This is a genomic window from Pseudoalteromonas sp. BSi20480, from assembly GCF_000241365.1.
In the GTDB taxonomy this organism is placed as follows: Bacteria; Pseudomonadota; Gammaproteobacteria; order Enterobacterales; family Alteromonadaceae; genus Pseudoalteromonas; species Pseudoalteromonas marina.
In genome coordinates this window covers 1-6,685 of the sequence record NZ_BADX01000044.1, presented here as the reverse complement: position 1 = coordinate 6,685, position 6,685 = coordinate 1, and the positions used below count along the sequence as shown (strand labels likewise).

General features: G+C 36.7%; 7 protein-coding genes. 5 read left to right on the top strand and 2 right to left on the bottom strand.

The window, feature by feature from the left end:
* Positions 1-236 precede the first annotated feature (236 nt).
* Together P20480_RS13700 and P20480_RS13705 are read right to left on the bottom strand one after the other, a co-directional pair.
* On the bottom strand, positions 237-1,643 hold the full coding sequence (locus P20480_RS13700) for a sensor histidine kinase (protein ID WP_008127774.1): 1,407 nt from the start codon (positions 1,641-1,643) through the stop codon (positions 237-239).
* The gene (locus tag P20480_RS13705; RefSeq protein ID WP_008127772.1) at positions 1,643-2,317 is read right to left on the bottom strand and encodes a response regulator transcription factor; all 675 of its coding nucleotides are present in this window, start codon (positions 2,315-2,317) and stop codon (positions 1,643-1,645) included. Before P20480_RS13705 ends, P20480_RS13700 begins: the two co-directional genes overlap by 1 nt.
* 172 nt (positions 2,318-2,489) lie before the next feature.
* Here P20480_RS13705 and P20480_RS20080 point away from each other — a divergent pair, with 172 nt between their 5' ends.
* The 5 genes from P20480_RS20080 (at position 2,490) to P20480_RS13715 (ending at position 6,476) form a co-directional block, all read left to right on the top strand.
* Positions 2,490-3,332, top strand: coding sequence for an LTA synthase family protein (locus P20480_RS20080; RefSeq protein WP_008127770.1), 843 nt, complete (start codon positions 2,490-2,492; stop codon positions 3,330-3,332).
* 2 nt (positions 3,333-3,334) lie between these two features.
* On the top strand, positions 3,335-3,616 hold the full coding sequence (locus P20480_RS20075; RefSeq protein WP_083830857.1) for a sulfatase-like hydrolase/transferase: 282 nt from the start codon (positions 3,335-3,337) through the stop codon (positions 3,614-3,616).
* Entirely contained in the window at positions 3,603-4,445 is an 843-nt protein-coding gene (locus tag P20480_RS20070; RefSeq protein WP_370587905.1) for an LTA synthase family protein, read from the top strand. The genes P20480_RS20075 and P20480_RS20070 overlap by 14 nt, the downstream gene beginning before the upstream one ends.
* A gap of 324 nt (positions 4,446-4,769) precedes the next feature.
* Entirely contained in the window at positions 4,770-6,077 is a 1,308-nt protein-coding gene (locus tag P20480_RS13710; protein ID WP_238530286.1) for a phosphoethanolamine transferase, read from the top strand.
* A 12-nt stretch (positions 6,078-6,089) separates the two neighbouring features.
* Positions 6,090-6,476, top strand: a complete 387-nt coding sequence (locus P20480_RS13715; RefSeq protein ID WP_008127761.1) for a diacylglycerol kinase — start codon at positions 6,090-6,092, stop codon at positions 6,474-6,476.
* Positions 6,477-6,685 lie beyond the last annotated feature (209 nt).

Genomic DNA, 6,685 nt, shown 5'->3' with positions numbered 1-6,685 from the left:
ACTGCTAACAGTTTGCTCGGTTTCGCTGCGCTACACATTTTAGCAAACTATTATCAGCCCCTTAAATGGGTGTTATATTGCAAGGAAAGCTCATTGGTCATAAAAGCAAAACTAGTATTTTTGAAAATTCCGAGGCCACCATATGGATATAGATATACCGGTAAAAGTTGCTGGGTGAGGTTAGACTCTGAAAAGTTTAATGACGTAGCCTTTATTTCTATGTAGGGCTAAATAAACTAATCAGTGTTTAAGGCTAAAGAGAATGTGATTTTTCTGTCACTAACTTCTGCACTTAATTGCGCATCAATTGCTTTACTAAGCGTTTTAGCGATTGATAACCCCAATCCAAAGTTATCATTCGATGTTCTTGAAGTGTCTTTTTGCCATAAAGGGTCAAATAATTGGTCTATATCATTATCACTCAAAGGTTCAATAAGGGAGTTAGTAACTGACAAAAATAAAAGTTTTTCTTTTGAAATCATTGTCGAAACTAAAATTTTTGAATTTAGTGGGCTGTATTGTTTAGCGTTGTTAACTAAATTGCTAATAATTGATTCGAGGGCAAACAAGTTGCTTATAATTGCTGGTGCATTCTCATTCAACTCCAAATTTACACGCGATAAATCAGTGTTTTCTAAGACTCTGGTAATGACTTGATTTAAATCACAAGCATCTTGTTTGATTAGCTTACCATTACTGTATTTATGTAATAGCAATAAGTTCGACACGATATTTTTTAGCCGTAAACTTATTTTCAACGCTTCAGGCTTAAAATCCTCATTGAGCTCAATCTCATTTGGAAACCTGATAGCAACTTCTGCCATATTTATAAGTTCGGCAATGGGCGTTTTTATTTCATGGGCAATATCGGATGTAAGTCGCTTTTCCCTTAGGTAAAGTTGTCTATTCTCTTTAATAAAAGCATTTAAGCTTTCAACAATAGGCAAGAGCTCTTTAACTGGCTCTTGTATAAATATCTGTGAGCCTTCACTGGTAATACTTAACTGACTGATATCTTGGTTGAGTTTAATTAATGGCGCAAGTGATGTATCTATCGCCTTCCTGACAAATAATCGAATAAATACAATAACTGTAATTGTGGTGACTATAAAAATAACGTCAATCAACCAAAGTACAAAATCAACTTCCTCAGAAGACGCTGCATAAGCTAAAGTCAGTGGCTCATCATTTGTTTTTTTATATGTGTCTACTGATGTATTGTCTTTTCCTTGTGGTATAAAACGACTATAAAACACTCGACCATCTCGGCCATCAGGTAATTGTAAAGGGCGTATTTTTGATTCGCCAATTTCTAAGCTTTCATATGGTAAGTTTTTAACCTCAAATAAATCTAAACTTTTGGAGCGAGTGAAAGTGCCTTCTTTGCTCCATACTTGAAAGTACTCAGGCTCTATTTCCCCTGCGAACTCGGGCATAAACTCACTAGAAAAACTAAACGAAAAACCTTCATCAGTTTTATGTACTAAGGTCATTAACATACCTGCTTTGGATTGCAGGCTGCGATCAAACTCATTGTCTATCCAACTATCAACAGCAATGTCGGTTGCTAACAAAATGCATAAAACAAAGCCTGTTATAGTTACCGAGAGTGTAACAACTAATTTACTGCGAATAGATTTCATTATTGTCCTTGTACAATGTAACCAAAACCACGCTTGGTCTGAATTGGCAGCTCCCCTCCTGCAACTCTTACTTTTTTGCGAGCAGATGATAAATGAGCTTCAATCGAGTTCTTTGATATCAAATCATATTGCCCTGCAAGGTAGGTACTTAGCTTCTCAGCACTAAACACTTTATTTTGATTGCTAAATAAACATTCGACAATTTTGTACTCGTTGGGTGTTAAGTCAATAACATTGTCAGCCACTTTTAGCAGTTTTAACTGTAAATTCAGTGCTAAATTATCAATAGTTATGATATCGCTCATCATCTTCAATCCACCACGGCGCATTAAATTTAATAGTCGAGCGTGGAGCTCATCAAATGAAAAGGGTTTAGTAAGGTAATCATCCGCTCCAGTTAAAAGCCCTAAAACACGGTCTTCAGGTTCTTGCTTAGCTGACAAAATTAAGACTTTAGAATCAAGCTGTTTGGTTCTTATGGTTTGCAATAAAGTAATACCATCGATACTCGGTAACATAATATCAAGTATTATAAGCTCATACTCACCTGTCATCGCCATACTCAGCCCTTGTGCACCATCACCGGTGTCATCAACCGCAAAGCCTAGATTTACTAAGCCAATTCGTAAACTACGCCTTAGTGACGCTGAATCTTCAATTATTAATAACTTCATGTGTTACTCATTCACCTGAAATGCATCTTCATCATTAGGTTACGCCATATAGCTTAAGTTTTACTTAAGACTTGCTTAAGTTTCCATAGTTTAGCCAATATTAAGTTTAGACTCAGGATTTCTTAAGTTTCGGTTTTTAGTATTGCTGCAATTATTAAGATCGAGCACAACTATGACAGCAAATACTTCCGTTTTAAAACCCTTGTTGCGTTTTAGTATTATATTGATATCAATCTTTATAACTTCCCGCATTGCTTTATTGTTTTGGCAACATTCAAGATTAAATGATGGTGATATTTGGCCGATCATATCAGGAGCAATCAGAATAGACTTAAGTAGCATTGCATACTTAGCAACTATTGGGGTTTTTATACTGATACTGCATGTAGTTGCACGCCCTAAAACAGAGCTTTTCCAGCGTATTTTTACACTTTACGGCAGCTGCGTTGTAACTGTAGTTGTTATTGTTGAAGCATCAACACCTGCATTCATCAATCAATATGATGTAAGGCCTAACCGATTATATATTGAATACCTTGATTACCCACAAGAAGTCTTCTCAATGTTAGTGCATGGCCATCTTTTTGCAATGCTAAGTACATTGCTTTTGGCCTCGTTAACAAGCGTTTATAGCTATCGCCTTTTATGCAGAGCATTCACACAACCACCGTCACTGAAAAAAGCATCCAATTTACCCATTCTAATGGCTGCTTTAATAATCTGCTTATTTGCTGCTAGAGGTACATTAAATCACCGACCGCTTAACCCTGCATTAGTCTATTTTTCTCAAGATTCACTAGTAAACTCACTTGTTCTTAACTCCACTTACAGTGTTGCGTTTGCGCTGAAAAACATGGGTAACGAAAAAAGTGCCAGTAATTTGTATGGCACAATGCTTCGTCAACAAATTATAGATACGGTCAAAAAGGCTTCTTATCGAAAACAGTTTGTCGCTGGAAATATTCCAACCTTGGCGCACAACAAGCCTTTTGTGTCTGGTGTTAAAAAAACTTAGTTATAATACTTGAGGAAAGTTTAGGTGCCCGATTTGTTGGAGAACTTGGTGGGTTAGATATTACGCCCGAACTTGATAAGCTATATCAACAAGGGTGGGGGTTTGACAACCTTTATGCTACGGGCACGCGCTCCGTAAGAGGTATTGAAGCAATTACCACAGGTTTTACACCATCACCATCTCGCTCAGTAGTTAAACTATCTAAATCGCAGCATAACTTTTTTTCACTAGCGGATGTATTCAGTCAAGAAGGTTACAAAACACTAGTTTATCTACGGCGGTGAAAGCCATTTTGACAATATGAAAAGCTTTTTTCTAGGAAACGGGTTTAACGATATTGTTGACATCAACCATATTGATAATCCCCAATTTATCTCCTCTTGGGGGGTAAGTGATGAGGACTTATTCAATCAAGCAGATAAAGAACTGACTAAATTAAGTAATTCGACAGAGCCATTTTTTAGTCTTGTATTTACTTCTAGTAATCACGATCCGTTTGATATACCACAAGGCAAAGTATCGCTACCCAAAGGACATAACCCTGAAAACTATAAGCGTGATCTTGCAATTAAGTATGCCGATTACGCACTAGGTAAATTTATAAATAAAGCAAAAACACGGTCGTACTGGGAAAACACCGTATTTTTGGTTGTGGCAGACCATGATGTGCGTGTTTTTGGCTCTGAACCTGTCCCTTTGAGGTCTTTTCATATACCAGCTGTTATTTTAAACAGCGATATGAAAAGTAAACGCGATCCAAGACTCGTTAGTCAAATTGATCTACCTGTTACTTTGATGTCACTTTTAGGAATTGACCAAGCAACCCCTATGCTGGGCTTTGATCTGACTAAAAGTTATCCAGTTGAACGCGCAATGATGCAGTACTACGACAATTTTGCATACCTAGAAAATGATCGCGCTGTCATCCTAATGCCAAATCAACAAACCAGCTATTGGCGCTATAACAAACAAACCAAAATACAAGAAAAAAATGAACAGCTAAACGTTGATCAAACGTTGGCTGAAAAAGCACTAGCTCATGTGTTATTTAGCAACTTAGCTTACACCGAGCAGCTTTATCGTTTAGCTGATAAAAGTAGTGATAAGGAATAACTATGAAAATTGCTTTTAAAAGATTTTGTATTTCGTCTTGGCAAGTAAGTTACAGCCAATTTGTTTGCTTAGTTTCAATGTATATCGTTATCGCATTTAATGGCTTGTTTTTATACAATACTTTTATGGCTGCAACACAGTCAGGGCATATAAATTGGCTTTTTATCGCGTCGGTCCCTTTATTGCTTTTCTCATTGACTGTTTTAGTTTTAAGTTGGTTGTCCTTAATTACTTTTGTTAAAGCTATACTTCTATTTAGTGTTTTAGTTTGCTCATTGTTGTTTTATTCAACACTTAATTATGGCGTTATTTTTGTACAAGAGCATGTTACAAAATATTGTTGAAACAAATTCAGGTGAAGCATTTTCATACTTGAACTTTCAGCTTGTGTTATTTATTTTTTTATTGGGGATTGTACCTACTTACTTATTTTCCAAGTTCACAATTATTGGGAGTTTTAGAGTTCGTTTAAAAAGTTTTACGAAGCTAAATCTATCAGCTTTGCTCTGTTGTGCCTTAATCGCTGTACCCTTTTATAAAGAGTACGCTTCTGTTGGCCGCAACAACCGACAGCTAACAAGTTATATCACCCCGTTTGCATTCTATACAGCAAGTTATAAATACCTGAGGGATAATTACTTTTATCCACCATTACCTTTCAAGGTACTCGATAACTTGCCCACTTTAAAAAATAAAACGAGCACCTCGCTAACTGTAATGGTTGTCGGGGAAACAGCTCGGGCGGCTAACTTTTCACTACAAGGCTATAGTAGAGCAACGAATACTTATACTCCCAAGTTAGGCGTAAAGTATTTTAGTGATGTTTCATCGTGTGGAACGGCGACGGCTATTTCAGTCCCCTGTATGTTTTCACGACTGAACCGCAAAGAATATGATTCTCGGCTTGCTAGTAGTCAAGAAAATGCTCTAGACATTATTCAGCGTAGTGGTGTTGAAGTAACATGGATTGATAATAACAGCAGCTGTAAAGGAGTGTGTGCTCGCATCAAATCAGACAACATTGAGCCGAATAAAGAACATCCGTTATGTGATGGTCATTACTGTTTTGATGAAATATTAGTTACGAAACTAGCAGACAAGATAGCGACTAGTAACGCTAAACATAAATTGGTTGTTCTGCATATGATAGGTTCACATGGACCAACTTATTATCGTCGTTATCCTGAACACGAAAGTTTGTTTAAACCTGATTGCTCTCGAAGCGATATTCAGAACTGTAGTACAACTGAACTAACAAACACATATGATAATACTATCGCATACACAGACAAGGTGTTGAGCCAGTTGATAAAAGTATTACAAGCAAGTAACGAAACAAAGAAGTCACTCCTATATGTGTCAGATCACGGTGAGTCACTTGGTGAGAAAGGTTTATACCTTCACGGGTTTCCATATGCATTAGCACCAAGCGAGCAAACCCATATTCCAATGATTTTTTGGAGTAATAAACTCGCTAACTCTAAATTTAATCATTGTATTGAGTTACAACGCTCAAAAGTATTTTCACACGACAATATTTTTGACACTTTACTTGGCTTAACTCAAGTAAGCAGCAGTCAATACCAACCTGAATACGATATTTTTAACGCCTGTAAGGCCCTAAGTCTATAAAGAGAGTTTCCAATGCAATTTGATAGTGCAAATAAGCCGTCAGGTATTAATCGAGTAGTTTTAGCTTTTAAAAATTCACAGCGTGCATTTAAATGGCTTGCTAAAAATGAAGCTGCTTTTAAACAAGAGCTTTTTTTACTCGCTTTATCGCTAATTATTATTTCGATTTGGCAGATAGGTATTTACGAAAAGGTCATGCTACTAATCTCTGTTTTATTTGTGATATTCGCAGAGGTTGTTAATACAGCAATAGAAGCAACAATAGACAGAGTTGGCTTAGAGATTCATCCATTGTCAGGTCTCGCTAAAGATTTAGGCTCCGCAGCAGTATTAATTGCGCTATTGATAAGTTCATTCGTCTGGATTTCTGTATTTATAAGCTATGTTGGTTATTTTTAAAATTTATTCAATCTCAATGATCACTTATCGCTCATTTGCGACCGTCGCCTAAACTCGTTTTGGGGCAGAAACGAGTTACGCTTGAAAGTCTGCTCATGGCTGTGAGTTCAACCACTCGATGCAACACAAATCGGCTATTCACTGTCAGATTTAATTCAACTCTACAAATTGAATCTGGCAGATCATGTTAAGACTATTTCAAATTAAGC